The 19,195-nt window shown below is 71.4% G+C and carries 19 protein-coding genes; 7 read left to right on the forward strand and 12 right to left on the reverse strand.

Translation table 11 applies throughout. The features are described 5' to 3' along the window. Positions 1-42 precede the first annotated feature (42 nt). The 5 genes from ABT004_RS00835 to ABT004_RS00855 all read right to left on the reverse strand — a co-directional run bounded on the left by ABT004_RS00835 (position 43) and on the right by ABT004_RS00855 (position 3,389). The gene (locus ABT004_RS00835; RefSeq protein WP_351330463.1) at positions 43-438 is read right to left on the reverse strand and encodes a hypothetical protein; all 396 of its coding nucleotides are present in this window, start codon (positions 436-438) and stop codon (positions 43-45) included. A 91-nt stretch (positions 439-529) separates the two neighbouring features. Further along, the gene (locus ABT004_RS00840; protein ID WP_351330465.1) at positions 530-1,288 is read right to left on the reverse strand and encodes a hypothetical protein; all 759 of its coding nucleotides are present in this window, start codon (positions 1,286-1,288) and stop codon (positions 530-532) included. Beyond that, complete coding sequence (locus tag ABT004_RS00845) at positions 1,285-1,638, reverse strand: sigma-70 family RNA polymerase sigma factor (RefSeq protein WP_351330467.1); 354 nt, start codon at positions 1,636-1,638, stop codon at positions 1,285-1,287. The genes ABT004_RS00840 and ABT004_RS00845 overlap by 4 nt, the downstream gene beginning before the upstream one ends. A 50-nt stretch (positions 1,639-1,688) precedes the next feature. Next, positions 1,689-1,976, reverse strand: a complete 288-nt coding sequence (locus ABT004_RS00850; protein ID WP_351330469.1) for a hypothetical protein — start codon at positions 1,974-1,976, stop codon at positions 1,689-1,691. A gap of 12 nt (positions 1,977-1,988) precedes the next feature. Further along, on the reverse strand, positions 1,989-3,389 hold the full coding sequence (locus ABT004_RS00855; RefSeq protein ID WP_351330471.1) for an MFS transporter: 1,401 nt from the start codon (positions 3,387-3,389) through the stop codon (positions 1,989-1,991). A 390-nt stretch (positions 3,390-3,779) separates the two neighbouring features. Here ABT004_RS00855 and ABT004_RS00860 point away from each other — a divergent pair, with 390 nt between their 5' ends. Together ABT004_RS00860 and ABT004_RS00865 are read left to right on the forward strand one after the other, a co-directional pair. Then, complete coding sequence (locus ABT004_RS00860) at positions 3,780-5,177, forward strand: MFS transporter (protein ID WP_351330473.1); 1,398 nt, start codon at positions 3,780-3,782, stop codon at positions 5,175-5,177. Continuing rightward, positions 5,174-6,394, forward strand: coding sequence for an FAD-dependent monooxygenase (locus tag ABT004_RS00865; RefSeq protein WP_351330475.1), 1,221 nt, complete (start codon positions 5,174-5,176; stop codon positions 6,392-6,394). The genes ABT004_RS00860 and ABT004_RS00865 overlap by 4 nt, the downstream gene beginning before the upstream one ends. A 93-nt stretch (positions 6,395-6,487) precedes the next feature. Here the strand turns inward: ABT004_RS00865 and ABT004_RS00870 are convergent, their stop codons facing one another. From ABT004_RS00870 to lnt, 4 genes are all read right to left on the reverse strand, one after another. Further along, a complete protein-coding gene (locus tag ABT004_RS00870) occupies positions 6,488-8,410 on the reverse strand; it encodes a helix-turn-helix domain-containing protein (protein ID WP_351330476.1) in 1,923 nt (640 codons plus the stop codon). A gap of 137 nt (positions 8,411-8,547) precedes the next feature. Then, positions 8,548-9,336, reverse strand: coding sequence for a 3-hydroxybutyrate dehydrogenase (locus ABT004_RS00875; protein ID WP_351330477.1), 789 nt, complete (start codon positions 9,334-9,336; stop codon positions 8,548-8,550). A gap of 55 nt (positions 9,337-9,391) precedes the next feature. Next, complete coding sequence (locus tag ABT004_RS00880; protein ID WP_351330479.1) at positions 9,392-9,871, reverse strand: NUDIX hydrolase; 480 nt, start codon at positions 9,869-9,871, stop codon at positions 9,392-9,394. Between the two features lie 51 nt (positions 9,872-9,922). Then, positions 9,923-11,560 (reverse strand): apolipoprotein N-acyltransferase, encoded by a 1,638-nt coding sequence (gene lnt / locus ABT004_RS00885; protein WP_451186885.1) that lies wholly within the window; start codon positions 11,558-11,560, stop codon positions 9,923-9,925. Positions 11,561-11,754: 194 nt separating this feature from the next. Here lnt and ABT004_RS00890 point away from each other — a divergent pair, with 194 nt between their 5' ends. After that, positions 11,755-12,840 carry an O-antigen ligase family protein gene (locus tag ABT004_RS00890; protein ID WP_351330481.1) on the forward strand — a complete coding sequence of 362 codons (1,086 nt, stop codon included), beginning with the start codon at positions 11,755-11,757 and terminating at the stop codon, positions 12,838-12,840. A 19-nt stretch (positions 12,841-12,859) separates the two neighbouring features. Here the strand turns inward: ABT004_RS00890 and ABT004_RS00895 are convergent, their stop codons facing one another. Both ABT004_RS00895 and ABT004_RS00900 read right to left on the reverse strand, forming a co-directional pair. Then, the gene (locus ABT004_RS00895; protein ID WP_351330483.1) at positions 12,860-13,423 is read right to left on the reverse strand and encodes a hypothetical protein; all 564 of its coding nucleotides are present in this window, start codon (positions 13,421-13,423) and stop codon (positions 12,860-12,862) included. Between the two features lie 75 nt (positions 13,424-13,498). Beyond that, a complete protein-coding gene (locus tag ABT004_RS00900) occupies positions 13,499-14,323 on the reverse strand; it encodes a glutamate racemase (protein WP_351330485.1) in 825 nt (274 codons plus the stop codon). Positions 14,324-14,382: 59 nt separating this feature from the next. On the opposite strand from ABT004_RS00900, the gene ABT004_RS00905 reads away from it, so the two are divergent. Next, entirely contained in the window at positions 14,383-15,546 is a 1,164-nt protein-coding gene (locus ABT004_RS00905; RefSeq protein ID WP_351330487.1) for a glycosyltransferase, read from the forward strand. 18 nt (positions 15,547-15,564) lie between these two features. Here ABT004_RS00905 and ABT004_RS00910 read toward each other — a convergent pair whose 3' ends face one another. Next, a complete protein-coding gene (locus ABT004_RS00910) occupies positions 15,565-16,761 on the reverse strand; it encodes a TerD family protein (protein WP_351330488.1) in 1,197 nt (398 codons plus the stop codon). A gap of 266 nt (positions 16,762-17,027) precedes the next feature. Between ABT004_RS00910 and ABT004_RS00915 the strand changes: the two genes are divergently transcribed. From ABT004_RS00915 to ABT004_RS00925, 3 genes are all read left to right on the forward strand, one after another. Continuing rightward, on the forward strand, positions 17,028-17,468 hold the full coding sequence (locus ABT004_RS00915) for a DUF6643 family protein (RefSeq protein WP_351330490.1): 441 nt from the start codon (positions 17,028-17,030) through the stop codon (positions 17,466-17,468). Between the two features lie 77 nt (positions 17,469-17,545). Continuing rightward, on the forward strand, positions 17,546-18,370 hold the full coding sequence (locus tag ABT004_RS00920; RefSeq protein ID WP_351330491.1) for an MOSC domain-containing protein: 825 nt from the start codon (positions 17,546-17,548) through the stop codon (positions 18,368-18,370). Positions 18,371-18,554: 184 nt separating this feature from the next. Further along, on the forward strand, positions 18,555-19,160 hold the full coding sequence (locus ABT004_RS00925; protein ID WP_351330493.1) for an Rv1733c family protein: 606 nt from the start codon (positions 18,555-18,557) through the stop codon (positions 19,158-19,160). Positions 19,161-19,195 lie beyond the last annotated feature (35 nt).

Raw genomic sequence — 19,195 nt, forward strand, 5'->3', positions numbered from 1 at the left:
CGCGCGTGTCCGGGCGAAGCGGGGCACCCGGCGCACCGCGTCCTACGGACGCCGACCCGCGCGGCGCCCCACGGCATACGAAGCGGCGCCGACGGCGGTGACCCCGGCCCCGACGCCCATGGCCAGCATCTTCCGGTGGGCCACAGCGGTCCAGGCCGTACGGGCCACGGTGGTGACCTGCCCGGTCGCCGCGACGGCCGCCTGCCGCCCGGCCTCGACGTTCCGCGCCGCGCTGCCCACGGCTCCGGCCGCGCCCTCGGTCGCCCGCTCTGCGCCCTGCTGCGCGATCGAGGCCGCCTCGTCGGCCTTGGCCTCGGTCTTCTTGGCGGCGTCGCTCACGGGAGCGGTGGCCTTGTCGGCGCTGTCACGCGCCCGGGAAGCGGCATCCCGCTTCGTCGTCTTGTTCTGCTGATCAGTTCCCTTGTTCGGTTCACTCATGGGATCCCGGTTAGCCCTCCACGGTCATCACAAACCCGAACAGCTCCCCCAACTCGTAGCCGTCGGACAACTCGTAGCCGTCGGACCGGCCTCAGGCGCAGTGATGGAGGAGGCCTTGATTTCCTGGTTTGCCGTCGGGGTCGGGCAGGAGCCGAGCGGCGACCTGACTGGCGAAGTCGGCGCCGGGCAGCGGGATCTCGAAGTCGTGGCGCAGGTAGCCGACACCGACCGCGGTGGACAGGTAGTTCATCAGCTGGGAGACGACAGGACCTCGGTGGCGGGGGTGAGCCGCCAGGCAGCGCAGGAGACGGAGCATGGTGGTGATGGGTGCGCCGAGGAGCAAGTGGTTGGCCGATGCCCGCTCTTCTTCGTCGTCCGTCCGCGCCGGGGAGACATCGGTCATCACCGGGGCGGCGATGTCGTTGGTCTGGCGGAGCCACCACTGGGCGAGTTCGTCCTCGCCGGAGGCCAGGTGGTGGAGGTACAGGCAGTAGGCGGCGGCGCCCTGCCCCGCGCCCGCGGCGTACTGCCACCAGAACCGGGCGCCGTCGTCGGTGTCGGTGAGCTGCAGGACACAGGCCAGCGCGAGCGCGCCACGGGGCCCGGGCAAGTCGTCGGTGACGAAGTCGACTTCGGCGGGGGTGATCTGGGACAGGACGGTCTCGCACATGTCCCTCGGGTACCCGCCGGTCTCGTCCGCCTGTTCAGGGCCCGTGCCCGGTGCGCCAAGGACCAGCCGTGCGGCGGCGCGGAGCGTGCGCGGGGGGACGATGTCGGCCGGCACCCTGCGGTCGCGGGCCAACAGGGCGCGGGACAGGATCGCTTGGATGGTGGTCTTGTGGCTGGTCACGTGGGGTTCCCTTCCGAGGGGTGCGGCGGGCAGCACAGGATGCTGGCGAGGACCTGGATCGCGTAGCGCTCGTCGGAGCGGACGCCGGCCAGCGGAACGCCCAGCAGGCTGCTGACGGCTTCCTCGCTCAGGCCTCCCAGCGCGCGCAGCACCATCACGTCGAGCTGGGAGTCGGGCAGCCGGCTCATGGCGCGGAACAGGTCCTGGGTTTCGCCGAGTTGGTCCACGGCCTGCCGCGCGTGGTCCGGTCCGTTCAGCTCCCGCAGGGCGAGGGTGTCGAAGGCGGAGTGCTCGAAGCGGGGGCGCCCGTCGAAGTGGGGGGTGCGCCGCATCACGGTGGTGCGCAGCACGCTCCAGGCGTACCGCCGAATGTCGGCGCTGGACAGCGCCTTCGTCCAGGTCAGCCACAGCTGGTCATAGGTGTCGCGGATCGCGGCCCGGCGCTCGACGTCCGACAGGAAGACAGGAAGACACCTGCGTAGAAGTCGTATTGCGTCTCGGTCAGGTCGCGGAAGGCCGAGTGGTCCAACGGAGGCAGCGGCTGCGTATCGGGTTCGGTCGTGTTCTCCTCGTGCCGGCGGGTGGTGGTCTTCAGACGGATCTCCGGGGCTGCCTGCCGCCACAGCCGGTACAGCGGTCCGGTCGGGATCGAGAGCTGGAGCGCCACGGGGGCGAGCTGACCGTCCACCGCCCGTCGCGTCTACTGGCTCGCCCTGCTCGCCCCAGACTCCGCCGCATCACGCACCGCTGCCCCCTCCCCGGCGGTCCTGACCTCGCTCAGGTCGCGTCCCCGTGTCTCCTTCAGGATCGCGACCGTGATTGTCGTGACCAGTGCCGCAGCGGATACGTACACGGCGATCGGCGTGGAGGAGTCGAAGTCCTTCAGGAGTTCGACGGCGATGATCGGGGCGAGCGCGCCGGCGATGATCGAGGCGAGCTGGGAGCCCATCGAGGCCCCCGAGTAGCGGACCTTGGTGTCGAACATCTCCGAGATGAACGCGGCCTGCGGCCCGTACATCGCGCCGTGCAGCACCAGGCCCACGGTGACGGCGAGCGTGATCACACCGAACGACTTCGAGTCCACGAGCCCGAAGAAGGCGAACGCCCACCCCGCCATGCCGACGGACCCGATCAGGGTCACGGGCCTGCGTCCGACCCGGTCCGACAGCGCGCCCCACAGCGGGATGGTCACGAAGTGGATGGCAGAGCCGATGAGGACGGCGTTCAGAGCGGTGCTCTTGGAGAGTTCCAGGTGCGTGGTGACGTAGACCAGTACGAAGGAGGTGAGTACGTAGTACGAGATGTTCTCGCCGAAGCGGGTGCCGATGGCTCCGAGGACACCGCGCCAGTTCTTGCGGAAGACCTCCACGACCGGCGGCTTCTCCTCGACGCCCCGCTCCGCCGCGGCCTCCGCCTTCGCCTGGGCCTCCAGGAACACCGGGGATTCGCTGACCGAGACACGGATCCACAGGCCGATCATCACCAGTACTCCGGAGAGGAGGAAGGGGATGCGCCAGCCCCAGGACTGGAACGCCTCTTCCGACTGGACCGCGGCCAGCAGCGCAAGGACACCCGTGGCGAGCAGGTTGCCTCCGGGTGCGCCGGACTGCGGCCAGGAAGCCCAGAAGCCGCGGTGCTTGTCGCCGCCGTGCTCGGAGACGAGGAGCACCGCGCCGCCCCATTCGCCGCCCAGCGCGAAGCCCTGGATGAGGCGCAGGAGCGTGAGCAGTACGGGCGCGCCGACGCCTATCGACTCGTAGGTGGGCAGCAGGCCCATCGCGAAGGTGGCGCCGCCCATCATGAGCAGGCTGATCACCAGAAGCTTCTTGCGCCCGATCTTGTCGCCGAAGTGGCCGAACACCACTCCGCCGAGCGGCCTGGCGGCGAACCCGATCGCGTAGGTGACGAAGGCGATCAGGGTGCCGACGAGCGGGTCGCTGTTGGGAAAGAACAGCGTGTTGAACACGAGCGCCGCTGCCGAGCCGTAGAGGAAGAAGTCGTACCACTCGATGGTGGTGCCGATGAGGCTCGCGGCCACGATGCGGCCGATGCCGCCGGAACGGGCCTGGTCGGCCGTTCCTGCGGTCTGGGTGTCATTCATGAAGGTCACCAGTTTCACTTGCGGGGACGTGGCGATCGGGACGGCGGGCGGACGGCTTCGTGTGCCGGGCCGGCGGCTGAGCGGCGGACTGTGCGGCGGGGGCGGGAGCGGGCGAGCGGGTCTGCTCGTGTACGCCTCACGGCCGGAAACCTAAGGTCGCTGCGCTCCGACATCCATGTGTCGGCCCACTACACCGCGGGGCTTCGCAGTGGGTTCGGGGGCTACATGGCGGGGTGTCTGCTCCCCCGCGCCTCCACCCCCTACCGGGGTAGCACCTTCAACTTGGCTCCCCGGTATGACGCCTGACGCGTGGTCGGCACCACACACTCCTCGTCATCAGCACGGCGAACGCGCCGCCTCCCCCACCCGGCAATGAACGAAGGGACGCCCATGACCACGACCCTGGCGCCACCGGTCCCCATCGGGAAGACCGCAGTCGGGGCCCTCGGCCTGCTGGCGGTCGCCACAGGTGCCCTGGAGTCGGTGGTGACACCGACGCTCCCGCTTCTGCAACGTGAGTTGGACATGAGCCCCTCCGAAGGAGCGCTGCTCAGCATCGTGCTCCTGATCACCGGCGCGCTCATCACACCCGTCGCGGGCAAGTTCGGCGACCGCTACGGAGGGAAGCGGGTCCTCACGCGGCTCATGGCCGTCGTCTCGGCCGGTGGCCTGGTGTCCGCCCTGGCGCCGAACCTGCCCGTGCTGCTGCTCGGTCAGGTACTGCAGGGCGCCATGGTGGGCGCGCTGCCCCTGTCGTTCATCGTGGTGCGCAAGCATCTCCCTGCGGGAGAGTCGAAGGTGGCCATCGGAGTGGTCAGCGGGCTGTTCGTCGGCGGCGGGATGGCGGGAACACTGGCGGCGGGCCCTGTGGCCGAAGGCCTGTCCCGGCATTGGATGTTCGCGCTGCCGACGATCGCGGTCATGGGTTCCACGCTGCTGGTGAACAGACTGATGCCACATGATTCACCGGGACGGCAGGACGGTGCGGGGATCGACTGGCCCGGCCTTCTTCTCCTGAGCGGGACGCTGGTCACCCTCATGCTCGTCCTCGCGACGGCACCCGACATCGGTTCGCGGCCACTCGTGCTCGGCGCCCTCCTCCTGGTCCTGGCCGGGCTGGTGGCCGGATGGACAGCCGTGGAGCGCCGTGCGGTCTCACCGATGGTGGACCTGCGCATGCTGGCCCGGCCCGCGGTGTGGAAGTCCTGCGTACTGACGTTCGTGATCTGCGTCGGCACCTCGGTGGCGGTCTATCTCGTTCCGCAACTGTTCGCGGTGCCCACCGACGCCTACGGATTCGGGGCCAGTGCCACCCAGATCGGCCTCTTCCTGCTACCTGGCGCCCTGGTCGCCTCGCTGGCCGGGCCCATCGGTGGGATGGGTGCGCGGCGGTTCGGCTCGCGTGCGGTGGTCACCACCGGAGTCGTCATGATGGCCGCCGCGTTGCTTGCCCTGGCAGCCGTCCACACCGACACCTGGCACCTCGTCGCCGGCAAGGCACTGATCGCCCTGGCCAACGGGCTGTGCGTCACGGCGATGGTGACCAGCACCGCCACCTCCGTCGACCAAGGCGACACCGGCATCGCCACCAGCCTGGTCCTGGTGACCCGCGTGATCGGCTTCGCCGTGGGTGCGCAGTTCGCGGGTGCGCTCCTCACCGCCCGGACCCCCTCCGGGTCGGATGTGCCGGCCGAATCGGCCTTCGTCACCGGCTTCATCGTCGCCGGCGTCGTCACGGCGCTGTCCCTCTTCGTCACACGCACCATGAGCAAAGGAGCCAACGCATGACCCGCACCGAGGAGCCGACCGGCACACGAACCGCACCGAGGCGCACGGCCCTCGTCTCCGGGGCCAGTATCGCGGGCCCCACCCTCGCGTTCTGGCTGAACCGCTACGGATACTCGGTCACGGTGGTGGAGAAGGCGGCCACGCTGCGAAGCGGCGGCTACCCCATCGACGTGCGCGGCACCGCACTTGAAGTCGTCCGCAGGATGGGCATCCTGCCGCAACTGCGCGACGCGCACATCGACTTGCGCCGTCTGACCTTCTTCGAAGGAGACGGCAGCCAGGTGGCCTCGGTCCACCCGCACGACGTCACCGGTGGTGTCGCGGGGCACGACCTGGAGGTACGACGCGGGGATCTGACCGACGCCCTCTACACAGCGGTCCGGGACGACGTGGAGTTCATGTTCAACGACTCCATCGCCGCCCTCGACCAGTCGGACCACGGAGTCGATGTCACCTTCCACGGGGGCAGCAGGCGCACGTTCGACATGGTGTTCGGCGCGGACGGGATGCACTCGCGTACACGGGAGTTGCTGTTCGGCCCCGAAGAACAGTTCCATCGGTACCTCGGCTACTGCTTCGCCGTGTTCCCCATACGCAACACCTTCGGGCTCTCCCACGAGACCGTGATGTGGAACGCCCCGGGCAGAGCCGCGGCGCTGTATGCCGCGGGGGACGACGACGAAGTGCACGCCTTCTTGAACTTCGCCCGGCCGAACCCACCGTTCGACGCCTTCAGGGACCCGATAGCCCATCGCGACCTTGTCGCCGAGGTGTTCGCCGACGCCGGATGGCACGTCCCGGACATGCTGGCCGCCATGCGCGACGCCGACGACGTGTTCTTCGACGCGGTCGGGCAGATTCACCTGCCCCGCTGGTCCAGCGGCAGGGTCGCACTCCTCGGCGACGCCGCGTACGCTCCCTCGTTCCTCACCGGACAGGGCACCAGCCTCTCTCTCGTGGGCGCGTACATGCTTGCCGACTCCCTGGCGGACAACGGCCACGTCACGGGCTTCGACGCCTACGAACACCACACCCGTGAGTTCGTGACCATGAACCAGGCACTGGTCGGCAAGGGCGGCGCCACCCTCTTCCCGACGACACCCCAAGCTCTGGAGCGACGCAACGACAGACTGCGCAGCCTCACCACCATGCCCTCCCCGGAGAGGCGACCGGCCCACTCCGCCCTCACTCTGCCCGAATCGAGGCCCATGCCGTGAGCCACTGACCCAACGGACACCAAACCGAACGGACACCAACTGGCCACGCGACCACCTCCACCATCGCCTTCGCGCTCGGCCTCGCGGGCGGGGTCAGGCTATGTCGGGGGCGGACAAGCGGTGCAGGCGCAAAGCGAGCTGGATCTCCAGTGCGCGCTCCGGCGACTGCCAGTCATCGCCGAGGAGCCGGCCCACCCGCTCCAGACGCTGAGCGACCGTGTTCACGTGCACGTGCAGCGCGTCCTTGGTACGGGCCGGACTCATGCCGGACGCGAAGTAGGCGTCGAGGGTGCGCAGCAGATCGGTCCCTTTGCGCTCGTCGTAGGTGACGATGTCGCCGATCGTGCGGGCGACGAAGCCGCCGACGTCCCGGCTGTCGGCGAGCAGCAGTCCGAGGAAGCCGAAGTCCTCGGCCGCCGCACCCTGCCCCGTTCTGCCGAGCAGCCGCAGCGCGTCGAGGCAGCGCTGCGCCTCGGCGTACGCGGCGGCCACCGTCCCGACCGGGTCGGTGACCGGCGCCGATGCGCCCACGGTGACGCTGTCGTGGATCGCCTCGGAGAGCCGGGCCGCGACCTGGGACGCCAGCTCCGACGCGGCGGTGGTGTCCGCCGGGAGCAGCAGGACGGTGCCGCCGTCGCGCGCCGCGGCGAGGCCGTGCCGGGTCGCCGCGAGGTGGTTGGCCGCGGACCACAGGCGGCGGCGCGCGGCCGCCTGCTGCTCGGCGCCGTCGGTGCTCTCCAGGCGGGCGGCGAGCACCACATGGGGCGCGTCGAGGTCGGCGTGCAGCCGCTCCGCTCTCTCGCGCAGCAGCCGCGGGTCCCGGTCACGCCCGTCCAGGAGGTCGTCCAACAGCTCGCCGCGCACCCGCTGTTCGGCCTCGGCCGCGGAGCGCCGGGCGAGCAGCAGCAGCGAGGTGACCATGGCGGCGCGCTCCAGGGTGCGCTGGTCGACCGGGTCGAGGCCGGGGTGGCCGCGCAGCACGAGCGCGCCGAGCAGCTCACCGCCCGCGGCGACGGCCGCGACCCAGTCATCGCGGTGGCGCACCGCGTGCCCGTCGGCGCGGGACGCTTCGAGGGCGTGGTCGGGCGCCGCCTCCGCCTCCGTGAACTCCACGGTGCCGTCGAGGACTTGGGAGACGGCCGCGGCCACGTCGTGCACTCCGCCGCCGCGCAGCACCAGCTCGGCGAGCCGGTCGTGCACGTCGGACGCGCGCTCGATGACGCCGCTGCGATCGCGGATGATCTCGTTGGCGCGCTCCAGCTCGTTCAGCGCCTGCCGGGTCTCGCTGAGCAGGTTCGCGGTGTCGATGGCCGCGGCGGCGAGCGCGGCGAACGACCCGAGGAGCGCGATCTCCTCACGCTCGAAGACCCGCGCGCGCCGATCGGAGGCGAACAGCACCCCGATCACCTGCGCCCCCAGCATGAGCGGCACACCGAGGATGGCGACGAGCCCCTCGTCCCCCACGCCCGCGTCGATGCTGCGGGTGTGCTGGAAGCGCACGTCGTGCCCGTAGTCGTCGGTGACATACGGCCGCGCGGTCTGCGCGACGAGGCCGCCGAGCCCCTCCCCCATGCCGAGGCGCAGCTGCTGGAAGCGCGCCGCCACCGAGCCCTCGGTGACGCGCATGCAGGTGTCACCCCTGACCGGGTCGTTCAGCGTCAGATACGCGACGTCGGTGCCGAGCAGCGAGCGGGCCCGCTGGACGATGGCCTGCAGCACCGCGTCCAGGTCGCGCAGGCCCGCGAGGTCGTGCGCGGTCTCGAACAGCGCGGACAGCTCGGCCTCGCGGCGCCGTCTGCCCTCCATCTCCGCCCGTACGCGCAGCGCGAGCGCCTTGGCCGCCTCGAGCGCCGCTATCCGCTCGGGCGCCCGGCCCTCGGCCCGGGCGAGCAGCACGGGCTGTTCGTAGGCATCGGCTGAGGCGCCCCTGGCGAGCAGTTCCAGGAACGGGGCCTGCGGGTCCTCGGTGGTCACCGGGCCGGAGGCGGCGGATGAGTGCGGTTGGTGGCGCGACATGCGGACAAGGATTACCCGTCGAACGGTCGGGCCTGCCAGCCCTGTGGACAACTCGCGTCTTCTCGAAATCGCGGCCACCCGATCGAGGGACCGCAATACTCGTGAAACCCATCAACACCGGACAAATGAACCGGAGTTCAGTGGGCGGACCAGCCGCCGTCGAGAACGAGAGAGGTGCCGGTCATGAACGAGGCATGCGGCGTGCACAGATACGCGACCGCCTCGGCGACCTCGGAAGGTTCGATGAGCCGTTTGATCGCGCTGTCCTGCAGCATCACCTCGCCGAGCACCCGCTCCTCGGGGATGCCGTGCGCGGCGGCCTGGTCGGCGACCTGCTGCTCGACGAGCGGCGTGCGCACATAGCCGGGGTTCACGCAGTTCGAGGTGACACCGTGCGCCGCGCCTTCCAGCGCGGCGGTCTTCGACAGGCCTTCGAGCCCGTGCTTCGCGGCGACGTACGCGGACTTGTAGGCGGAGGCCCGCAGTCCGTGCACCGACGACACGTTCACGATGCGGCCCCAGCCCTGCCCGTACATGTGCGGCAGCGCACCGCGCAGCAGCCGGAACGGGGCCTCCAGCATCACGGTCAGCACGGTGTGGAAGACCTCGGGTGGGAACTCCACGATGGGCCGCACCAGTTGGATCCCGGCGTTGTTCACGAGGACGTCGGTGCCGACCGCCGCCTCCTCCGCGGCGTCGAGGTCGGTCAGGTCCAGGACGTACGGCTCGACGCCTTCGGCCTCCCCTGCCAGTGCCTCGAGCCCCGCCGCGTCCCGGTCCACGGCTCTCACCTTGGCGCCCGCCGCGGCGAGGCGCAGGGCGCAGGCCCGGCCGATGCCACTGGCTGCGCCGGTGACGAGTGCGGTGCGCCCGCCGAGATCCAGTTCGGGGGCGGCGGGTGCGGTCAGCGGGGTGTGCGGCGTCATGACTGGCACCCTAGGCAGCCGATCGGCGCCGCCCGATATGGGCGGCACCCATACTTCAGCGTTCGGTCATGGTCTCGAACCATGTGGGTCCCTCCGACTGGGCCTGCTTGATCCGGAACAGCGAGAACTCCTCCAGCGGCGGCAGCGCGTCCAGGGCGAACCAGGCGACGTCCAGCGACTCGTCGTCGTTGACACGCGCCGCGCCGCCGGTGGCCCGGCAGCGGAAGGCCGTGTCCATGAACTGGCACCGGTCGCCGTTGGGATACGTGATCGGCTGCAGCGCCTGCACGAGCACGACCCGCTCGACGACGCATTCGACTCCGGTCTCCTCGAAGACCTCGCGCGCGGCGACGTCCGCGGGCTGCTCGCCCGGCTCGGGGATCCCGCCGATGATCGACCACTTGCCGGAGTCGGCGCGCCGCCCGAGCAGCACCCGGCCCTCGTCGTCGAAGACGATGGCACTGACCCCCGGCAGAAGCAGCAGCTGGTGGCCCGCGGAGGCCCGGATCGTACGGATGAATTCAGGAGTCGCCATGCCGACGAGCCTACCTGTGCGCCCCAACGAACCGGCAGGCCACAAGCCCCATCAGGCGTCCGAGCGACGCCCCGCGCGGGCCCGCACGACGGCCCAGCCGAGGCCCCCGACGCCGATCGCGACGAGCAGCGCCTCAGGCCACGCGCCCACGCGCGTGGCGAGCGTTTGCGAGGTGCGCTTGGGGACGTCGGCGAGCAGGGTGGCGGGCTCGAACATGCCGGTCTGCTGCTCGAGCGAGCCATCGGCCGCGATCACGGCACTGACCCCGCTGGTGACCGGGACCATCACGGCCCGTCCGTGCTCGACGGCCCGCACGCGGTCCATGGCCAGCTGCTGGTAGGTCATCTGGCTGCGCTCGAACGTCGCGTTGTTGCTCGGCACGGACAGGATCTGCGCGCCCTCGCGGACCTGGTCGCGCACCGTGTCGTCGAACGCGGCTTCGTAGCAGGTGATGTTGCCGACCTTGGTGCCCGACATGTCGAAGACGACGGGCTTCTTACCGGGCACGAAGTTGCCCGCCCGGTCGACGTCCTTACTGAAGATCCGGAAGAAGCCGCGGTACGGCATGTACTCGCCGAACGGCTGCAGATGCCGCTTGTCGTAGACGGCCCCCGGTCCTGTCTTGGGGTCCCACTGGATGAGCCGGTTGCGGGGCTTGCCGTCCTGCGGGGTCACCACGGCGCCCACCGAGATGGGCACTCCGACGGCCTGCGCGGCCTTGGTGATCTCGTCGTAGGCGTCCTGGTTGGTGTAGGGGTCGATGTCCGAGGAGTTCTCCGGCCACAGCACCAGGTCGGGGCGCTCGACCTGCCCCGACTTGATCTTCGCGGCGAGCTTCATGGTCTCGCGCACGTGGTAGTCGAGCACGGCCCGGCGCTGGGAATTGAAGTCGAGGCCCATCCGCGGCACGTTGCCCTGGATGAGCGCCACGCGCGCGGTGCCGGCCTCGGCGGAGGTCGCCACCAGGGGCATCGCGAGCGCTCCGGCGACGACCGGGGCGACGGTGAACGCGGCCGCGACGGCGATGCCCTTGTCCTTCAGGAAGGACAGGCCCTTGAGGGACGATGCGCCTTCGGACGACGTCCGGCGCACCTTCCTGACCCGCAGCGCGAGGGAGCCGAGCCCGAAGCCGCACAGGACCACGGCGAAGCCGAGCAGCGGGGTGCCGCCCAGCGAGGCGAGCGGCAGGAACACCCCACTGGGCTGCCCGAACGCGACCTTCCCCCACGGGAATCCATCGAACGGGGCACGCGCGCGTAGTGCCTCGGACGCGATCCAGACGCCACTGGCCCACAGCGGCCACAGCGGAAGCCGCGACACATAGGCGATGCCCATGCCCGCGAGCGAGACCAGCAGTGCCTCCGCGGCGGCGAGCGCCAGCCACGGCAGGGGCCCGACGTCGACGCCGGTCCAGGAGAGCAGCGGCACCAAATAGGCGAGCCCGAAGGCGAGGCCGAGTCCGAAGCCCGCCCTCAGCCGCCGCCCGTACACGGCCACGCCGAACAGCGCGAAGGAGATCGGCGCGAGCCACGGGAGCTCACGCGGCGGAAAGCTCACGTACAGGAGCAGTCCGGCGATCACCGCGAGTGCGAGGGGAACGGACCGCCGCAGGTGGGAGCGAACCTTCGAAAGCACAGACTGCTCTGCGGGCTCGTCCGACGGGGCTACGGGAGGTGCGGTGGCGGTCACCCGGGGAGTGTACGGCGCGACACTGTCACACCGACATGACGGTCGGCGCGCCCCGCTCCGGCCCGTACGGCGGAACGTTCCTGTGCAACACCGGTCCGCCGCGGGCCACCAGCCGTTAGCGTGTGGCCGGGTTCCCGACAGCGCGGCCGCGTCCGGCCTCGCGTCCGGGGCCCGGCTACGTCGGGGGGCGACGGGTGGATGCGACGGGGTGGTCGACGGGTGCGGCGACGGACGGCACGCTGCGGGAGCACCGCGGCGCCTCGGACGCCGTGGGTGTCGCGGTTCTCGGGTGTTGTGCGGCGTGGTCGCTGATCAGCGCGACCGCGCGCGCGGGCAGACCGGAGGGGATCCTCCTGGCGGTGCTCGCCGTGATCGCGGGGTACGCGTGCGGGCGCATCGGCGGGGCGCTCGTGCCGGTCGCCGCGTCCTGCGCGGTCGGGCTCGGCGGCCTGTGTCTCGCGCTCACCGCCCCGTACGCGGCCCCCGCACCGGATGTCGTGACGCCGCTGGGCCGGGTCGGCGCGACGGCGGCGCTGCTCGCCCTGTCGGCGGGGGCGCTGTGCTGCGCGGCCTGGTCGGCGCGGCAGCCGCCACAGCGGGTCGTGCTGCACGTTCTGGCGGCGGGCAGCGTGGCGGTGGCCGCCGCCGTCGACTCGCCGGCCGGGATCACGGTGTGCGCGGGTGTCGTCCTGTGCTCGCTCGCGGCGGCCCGCCTGCGCAGCCGGGCGCTCGGCCTGACGGGCCTCGGCCTCGCGACGTCGGTGGTGGCCGGTCTCGGTGTGGCGCTCGCCAAGGGCGTCCTGCCGGCAGGATCGACGGCCTCCCTGGAGACGTGGCTCTCGCACCGGCGGATCCTGCTGTGGCACGACGCCGTGCACCTCGCAGAGGTGCATCCCGCTCTCGGCACGGGGCCCGGGCGCTTCGAAGACCTCAGCCCGACGCTCGCGCAAGCCCCGCTCTCCGATGGCAAGCCGCACTCCGCCGTCCTCCAGGTGGCGGCCGAACAAGGGCTCATCGGCGTGCTGCTGCTCGCGGCGGCCTACTGCTGGCTGCTGTACGTCCTGTGGCGCTCCGCACGCTCGACGCAGGTGGTGCTGGCGGCGGGCGCCGCCCTGACCGCGGTGGCCGCGATGGCGACGGTGGGCAACGCGCTCAGCTTCACGACCGTGACGGCGGGCGTGGGCCTGCTCGCCGGGATCGCCACGGCGGAACCGTTCACGAACGGGCCGCCGGGCGACGACGAGGCCGCCCTGGAATTCCTCCAGGGCGGCCTCGACTGAGTAGGTCGGGCGGGTCGGCTCAGACGACCGGGCCCGCGGCGGTCGGCTTCAGGCGGTCGCGGATGTGCCGCACCGCGCTCTCCGCGTCGTCCACGGTCACCGTGAACCTGCGGCCGTCGCCGAGGCGGAGCACCACGCCCTCGCCGCGCCGCACCACCACGGCCGTGCCGATCTCCGGGCGCCAGCGGTAGCCCCAGCCGCCCCACTGCCGGGGCGTGACGCGGGGCGCGACGTCCGCCTCCACCACATGGGCGAGCGGGATGCGGCGGCGCGGCAGGCCCACGTGGCCGCAGCGCACTTCGAGGTGGTCCTTGTCGACCTTCACCGCGACGTGCAGGAAGGCGAGGGTGCCGAACAGGATGAGCAGGCCCACGGCGATCAGGCCGACCACGGACATGGCCAGGGCAAGTATTCCGGTGGCCCAGGAGTTGTCCACGGCCAGCTCGATGCCCAGGGCCAGGCAGGCGAGCCCGCCGCAGGCCAGGAACCACTGCACACGGTTGTGTGCGCGGCCGGTCCAGATGTCGGTCGCGTGGGCGGAAGAGCGTCGCCCTGCGTGCTCGTCGGGGGCGTGTTCCCTCATGCCCTCGAGCCTACTCATGTTCCGCGGGTCCGGCACCGGCTTGCGCAGCCCTGTGCGTCGGGCCGGTGCGGTTGCTCACCCCGCGTGGCTCAGCGCCTGCAGATCGCGACCTTCCGCGTAGGCGAGCGCCTCCTTGGGCAGCGTGTCCTCCCGGCCGCCCAGCAGCACGGTGAGCCGGCCGCGCGTATCGGGCTCGGTCTGCAGACTCTCGCCGATCCGGCGCAGCGCCTGTGCGGCGACGGCGCCCGCGCTACTGTGCAGGACAATGGGGTCTCCCCTGCTCGACCTCTGTTGAGAGCTTGGGGAAGGGTATGCGTCGGGCTGCTGCACCGCGGCACGGATACGCTCCGCGACCAGTTCGTAATGGGTGCAGCCCAGGACAACGGCCCTTACATCACGAGGCGTGAGGGCCGCCGCCGCCGCGATGGCCCGGTCGATGCCCTCCTCGTCGGCCCACTGCACCGCGTCGGCGAGGCCGGGGCAGGGCACCTCGGTGACCTGGGCGCCGCCCCCGAAATCCCGGATCAACGTCCGCTGATAGGGGCTTCCGGTGGTCGCCGGGGTGGCCCAAATCGCGACCGGGCCGCCGCCCGCGGCGGCGGGCTTGATCGCGGGGACGGTACCGATGACCGGGATGCCTGGCTCGAGCCGGGCGCGCACCGCGGGCAGCGCGTGCACGGAGGCGGTGTTGCAGGCGATGATCAGCGCGTCCGGGCCCTGTGCGGCGGCGGCCTCGGCGACGGCGAGCGCACGCTCGGTCACGTCCTCGGGCGTGCGCGGCCCCCAGGGCATGGTCTCGGGGGCGGAGGAGAGCACGAGGTCGACGTCCGGGCGCAGTCGCCGTACCGCGGCGGCGGCCGCGAGCAGTCCGATTCCGGAGTCCATCAGCGCGATCTTCACCCCAAAACCATAGACGATGGGCCCGACAATGCCCGTGCCGGTGGGGCAGACTGCGGCGGATGGACGTCGTTGTGTGGATCACCGCGGCTTCGCTCGCCGCGTGGCTGTGGCTGCTGCTGTGTCAGGGCTTCTTCTGGCGTACGGACCTGCGCCTGCCGCCGCGCACCGCACCTGATAGCTGGCCGGATGTGTGTGTCGTGGTGCCGGCCCGCGACGAGGCGCAGGTGCTGCCCGACAGCCTGCCGTCGCTGCTCGCCCAGGACTATCCGGGGCGGGCGGAGATCTTCCTGGTGGACGACGGCAGTTCGGACGGCACGGGCGAGGTGGCGCGCACCCTCGCGGACCGATTCGGCGGGCTTTCCCTCACGGTCGACTCACCGGGCGAACCGCCCGCGGGCTGGACGGGGAAGCTGTGGGCGGTGCGGCACGGCATCGGCCTGGCACGCGCGCGTGACCCCGAGTTCCTGCTGCTGACCGACGCCGACATCGCGCATGAACCGGACAGCCTGCGGGAGTTGGTGGCGGCGGCGCGCACGGGCGGCTTCGACCTGGTGTCGCAGATGGCGCGGCTGCGCGTGGAGAGCGTGTGGGAGCGGCTCGTGGTGCCCGCGTTCGTGTACTTCTTCGCGCAGCTGTACCCGTTCCGTTGGATCGCGCGGCAGGGCGGGCGCACGGCCGCGGCGGCCGGCGGCTGCGTCCTGCTGCGTACCGAGGCAGCCGAGCGGGCGCGGATCCCGGACGCGATCCGGCAGGCGGTCATCGACGACGTGTCGCTCGCGCGGGCCGTGAAGCGCTCTGGCGGCCGCATCTGGCTCGGCCTGGCCGAGCGCGTCGACAGTGTGCGGCCGTATCCGCGCCTCGCGGATCTGTGGCGCATGGTGTCCCGCAGCGCGTACGCCCAACTGCGGCACAACCCGCTGGTGTTGCTCGCCACCGTGCTGGGACTCGCCCTCGTCTACCTGGTGCCGCCCGCGGCGCTGATCGCCGGCCTGGTCGCGGGCAGCGCGCCGACCGCGCTGCTCGGCGCGCTCGCCTGGGCGGTGATGGCGGGAACGTACATCCCCATGCTGCGCTACTACCGGCAGACGCTGTGGCTGGCGCCGCTGCTGCCGTTCACCGCGCTGCTGTACCTCCTGATGACGGTGGATTCCGCCGTGCAGCACCACAGGGGGCGGGGCGCGGCCTGGAAGGGACGCACGTACGCCGCGCCCGACCGGGGGTGAACACCGCGCTGCGCCAAGCTACTTGCGACCCCGTGTCCAGCTCATGTTCCACCCGTAGGCGCGGTCCACGGTGCGCTGCGGGCTGACGCCCCGCTCCGGGACGAGATAGCGGGCCTCGCGCTGCACGGTCAGATCGCCGCCGTCGTTCGTCAGCAGGGCGAGCGCGCACACCGTGGAGGGCACCGTGCACTCGTCCAGGGAGAAGTCGATCGGCGCTCCGTGCGCCGGTTGCAGCGTGACCGTCGCATGGAGGTCGGCGAAACTGCGCGCGCCTTCGTAGATGGTCACGAAGACGAGGATGCGGCGGAACGCGTTCGTGTGGTCGAGGTTGATGGTGAGGTTCTCGCCGGCGGCGAGGCCACCGCTGCGGTCGTCGCCGTCGAGGTGGATGTACGGGGCCCTGCCCACCGCGCCGAAGGCGTCGCCGAGGGCCTGCACCACCCCCTTGCTCCCGTCGGTCAGTTCGTACAGGGCGCACAGGTCGAGATCGAGGTTCCGGGCGCGCTTGTTCCCCCGGCCGCCGAACTGCTTGCGCATCTCCCAGTTAAGGTTCACGCGCAGGGCGCCGGACGTGCCGCCCTGCTTCGCCAGGGAGACAGTGGGTGCCGCCTTCGTCAGCGTCACTTTGGTCAGCCGCGCGGGCTGCGCGGGGGTGGGCGGAGCCGAAGGGGCGGCGGCGGGCGGCGCTGCCTTCTGCGGTTCGTCCACCGTGATGCCGTAGTCCGTCGCGAGGCCCGCCAGGCCGCTGTCGTAGCCCTGGCCCACGGCCCGGAACTTCCAGGCTCCCTGACGGCGGTACAGTTCGCCGAGGACGAAGGCCGTCTCCACCGTCGCGTCCGCGCTGTCGTAGCGGGCGAGTTCGGTCCCGTCCGCCGCGTCGACGACGCGGACGTACAGACCCGGCACCTGCCCGAACGCCCCGCCGTCCGCGGATGCCGCGAGGACCACCCGCTCGATGGCGGGCTCCACGCGCGCGAGGTCGACGAAGAGGGTGTCGGTGACAGCGCCCCCGCCGGTGGACCTGCCCTCGTACCGGACCGCCCCGGAGGCGTGCGCGGGCTGGTTGTAGAACACGAAGTCCGCGTCGGAGCGGACCTTTCCGGAGGCGAGCAGGAGCGCCGAGGCGTCGACGTCGGGCACACCGGGGCCCGCACGCCGGACCAATTCGACGCGCACGGCCGAAGCCCGCACCCCGACATTCGCGCCTTTAGCCATTGTCATGTCCGCCCCAAACGCCCGACCTCGGCTTACCGGCCAACATATTCCCTGTGGCCCAGCGACTCCCAGAGGCTCGTTCGAAGATCACTGGCCAACCGCCGGTAACCCCCGAAATCTTCGACCTCTACAGGAAAACTGCCCCGAGTGACGACCGTTTTCCCCAAGTTCGCTCGCATTGAGGACGCGCGGTCACACACGACACGCAAAAGAACCCTCTTATCGGTCTACCCCAACGACCACATCGTGGGCTTAACTTATGTGTCATGACCTCCCCCCGCTCCACATATGGCGGCGGTTACTACTCCGCGCCGTCCTTCCCGGACACTCCGATCTACGACTCACTCGTCGCGGAACGGGGTACTCCGCAGATCGCCCCGATCCGGGTTCCCTCCGCGTACGACAGCAACAGCCACCTGCCGGCGCTGCCGGCCGCGCTGCCCGCCCTGCCGTCGGCGCACTCCGCGCCCGCGCCGCAGTACGGGTATCCGCACCCGCAGGCCGCCCCGATGCAGGCGGCCCCGGCCGCGTACATCCCACAGCAGGCGCACGCCCAGCGCGGCTATCCGGGCCCGCAGGTCCAGCAGCCGCAGCGTCCCGCGCCCGGCCAGGCGACCGGCTACGAGGCGATGCGCCCGGCCACGCCGCGGCCCGCCCCCGCGCCGTACGAGGATCCGTACAACCGCCAGCAGTACCGCGGTTACTGACCCGACACGGCCGGAACGCCCCGGCCCACCCCCAGCAGCCACGGGCGATGTCCGTGGCTGCTGGCAGAATTACCGGCATGTCGCAGCCAGCACTCAGTTCGATCCATGTCCACCCGCTCAAGGCGGTTCGGGGGCACGCTCCGCGTGAGGTCGTCGTGGAGCCGTGGGGCCTGGCCGGAGACCGGCGCTGGGTGCTGGTGGGCGCGGACGACAAGATCGTCACGCAACGGCCGCATCCCCGCCTGGCGTTGGCCGCCGCCGAGCAGCTCCCCGGCGGCGGCGTTCGTCTGTCGGCCCCGGCGATGGACCCGCTGAGCGTCGAGGTGCCCGAGCCGCGGGAGACGACCACGATCGAGGTCTGGTCGGACAAGGTCGAGGCGGTCCCCGCCGACCGCGCGGCCCACGCGTGGTGGAGTGCGTACCTGGACACCGAGATACGCCTGATGCACCTGGACGACCCGGCGACCAGGCGGCCCATCGACCCCGAGTACGCGCGTCCGGGCGAGACGGTGAGCTTCGCCGACGGTTACCCGCTGCTCCTCACGACGCTCTCGTCCCTCGACGCCCTCAACTCGTTGATCGCTCAAGGTGACCATGCCGACGAGGGCCCGCTGCCGATGAACCGGTTTCGGCCGAATGTCGTCGTCTCCGAGACACCCCCGTGGGCGGAGGACGACTGGTCGCGCATCGCGATCGGCGACGTCACCTTCCGCATCGCCAAGAGGAGCGGCCGCTGCGTGGTCACGACGACGAACCAGCAGACCGCGGAGCGTGGCAAGGAGCCGCTGCGCACCCTGGCGCGGCACCGCCGCTTCGGCGACCAACTGTGCTTCGGCACAAACCTGGTACCCGAATCGACCGGCACCATGCGTATCGGGGATCCCTTGACCATCCTCGAATAACCGTCACCCGGTCGGGGAACCCGGCGCCGCGACATGCTCGTTGAGAGACAATGGCAGTGTCGGAAGCGCCGGTGGTCAGGGGCGAGCCGGGACCTGGGTCGGGTGACGTCGCTCTCTCTTCTCCCCTCCGGCATGCGGGCGCTGCCGTTCGGGGTTATGACAGACCCGGAAGGGGGTGCAGACCGTGCGAGCGTTGATCGGGCTCTGGCGCTGGCGCCACAATCCCGTGTGCCGCAGGACCGACCTGGCAGAGGCCTGGGTCGCCCTGATCGCACTGTTCCTCATCGTCGTCGCCGCCCCGGTGGTCGGCATCGTCGCGGGGTCCGTCTCGCGTGACGCTCTGTACCGCTCCGTGGAGGAGCAGCGCAGCATGCGCCACGAGGTGACGGCGACCGTGCTGCACAAGGTGGCGCAGCCGCCGCTGGACCCCGACCCGGAGACCTCCACGGCGCGTGACGCGCACACGCGCGTGGTGGCGACCTGGCGGGCCCCGGATGGTTCCACCCGGCAGGACCGCGTCGTCGCCGCCCTCAGCACCCCGCACCGCGGCGACAAGTTCACCGTGTGGACCGACGACCAGGGTCGCGCCGTCGGCCGCCCCCTCGACCGGCCCACCGCCGCCACGCACGCGGCGCTCGCCGGATTCGGTGCGGCCGTCGCCGTCACCGGCCTGGTGGAGGGCGCCCGGCGGCTCGCCCTGTGGCGCATGATGCGCCGCCGGTACGCGCGTTGGGACAGCGCCTGGGACATTGCGGGACCCGACTGGGGAAGGACCGGCACGGGCAGCTGACCGCCGTCCACAGGCTCGCCGCTCTGGTCAACTGC

It is taken from the genome of Streptomyces sp. NPDC002790, assembly GCF_040295505.1.
GTDB lineage: Bacteria > Actinomycetota > Actinomycetes > Streptomycetales > Streptomycetaceae > Streptomyces.